We start from the raw sequence: 1,618 nt of genomic DNA, 5'->3' as shown, positions 1-1,618 counted from the left end.
GGGACCGGCGCTGCCGATCTGCGTAAAGATCGGCAGCTTCAACGACTATTTTCCGCCGGCGGGCAAGCCCGCCTTTGCATCGCGAAGCAAAATAGTCGCTGACATCCCCTTAGTGCCCGCAAAAATCATGTCCATCGAAACACTCAAAAGCGAGGATCTAACAATGGCAACTCAAACTCTGAAACTGAACGTCAAAACCGGTGAAAAAGATGGCACGAACTACTGGGACCGGTGCGGGGTTCTCTTCGTAAACACCGATGACGCAACCGGCGAGATCAAATCGATCACCGTCAAGCACAACATTGTCCAGCCCCAATTCTATGGGCCAGTTTTGAGCAAGGTTTCTGGAACGGGCGGTCGCATGTTTAGAGCCTGATGGGGTCTGACACGATTGTACTGTCTAAGCCAGGTATTGATGACGATCTGAGCCTGTTTGGTGGTGTGGAACCATTCTGCGTTGAGGACTTCCCGGCGCAGAGTGCCATTGAAGCGCTCGTTGTATCCATTCTCCCAAGGTGATCCCGGGTAGATTTGGATCGGCTTAATGCCCACCTTTCTTAACCAGGTCTGCAGGGCCGTTGCGATGAACTCCGCGCCGTTGTCGGAACGGATGTGTTCGGGCTTCCCGTGCCGCAATAAGAGTGGGTAGAGCGCATCCAGCACGTCTGCGCTGTTCATCTTCGGCTTGACCGCTACGCAGAGCGCCTCACGGGTATACTCATCCAGCACCGTCAGCATCTTGTAGCTCTGTCCGTTGCTCAGCTTGTCGTGGACAAAGTCAATGCTCCAGATGTGATTGGGATGTTGCGGTCGGAGCCGGATGATCGAGCTGTCCTTGTGGTACAGCCGTTTGCGTTTCTTGTGCCGTTGTGGGAGCTGCAAGCCTTCTTCGCGCCATAGTCGTTCGATCTTTTTATGATTGACTGCCCAGCCTTCGACACGCAGCAGCTCGGCGACCTTGCGGTAGCCGTAGCGCCCATACCGTTTGGCCAATCGGATCATCGCCAGACGTAACGCCTCATCATCCTTTGGCGCTGCGCGGTATTGCAGCGTGCTCCGCGCCAATCCAATCACGCGACAGGTGCGCCGTTCAGAGGTTGCCAGCTTTTGTCGGGTGTGGACCACGGCCTGACGAAGCTGGTCTGCCGTCAGGCCTTTGGCTTTAGATAATCAAGGCTCTCCTTGAGAATGAGTTTGTCCAGTTCAAGCTCAGCCACGATTTTCTTGAGCCGATCATTCTCTTTCTGCAGCGCCTTCAGATTGGCCATCTCAGATCGTCCCATCCCACCAAACCGCTTGCGCCATGTGTAATAGGTCGCATCACTGACACCAGCCGTTCTGCACGCCGTCGCGACATCCGAACCAGATGCCAGGCCCAGCTCAATCTCGCGCAAAAGCCGCAGAATATCTTCGTCCGAATACCGTTTCCGCGCCATCAATCCCGTCTCCAAAACTAAGCCAACTGTGGCACAGTTTTAGGGGGCCAAGACACCAAATCGAATTATAGTCTCAAATAATCTGAGCCAGAAACAGCGATGATCTCGCGCCCAACGGATTATGATCTCAAGCCGCTACAGCTACGCAGGAGGTCTAGTATCTGAGAAATTTCAGTTGCAAT

General features: G+C 54.1%; 1 protein-coding gene and 1 pseudogene. One reads left to right on the top strand and one right to left on the bottom strand.

Translation table 11 applies throughout. The features are described from left to right. A partial coding sequence (locus tag ACR0K5_RS25065) for a hypothetical protein (RefSeq protein WP_480632221.1) occupies positions 1 to 376 on the top strand: 376 nt, incomplete at its 5' end. Here ACR0K5_RS25065 and ACR0K5_RS25060 read toward each other — a convergent pair. Further along, a pseudogene (locus tag ACR0K5_RS25060) lies at positions 319 to 1,436 on the bottom strand (IS3 family transposase). The gene ACR0K5_RS25065 and the pseudogene ACR0K5_RS25060 overlap by 58 nt on opposite strands. Positions 1,437 to 1,618 lie beyond the last annotated feature (182 nt).

The organism is Ruegeria sp. AB9 (assembly GCF_056542585.1).
The sequence above is the reverse complement of the archived record's forward strand: the minus strand, read 5'-3'. Positions and strand labels throughout refer to the sequence as shown.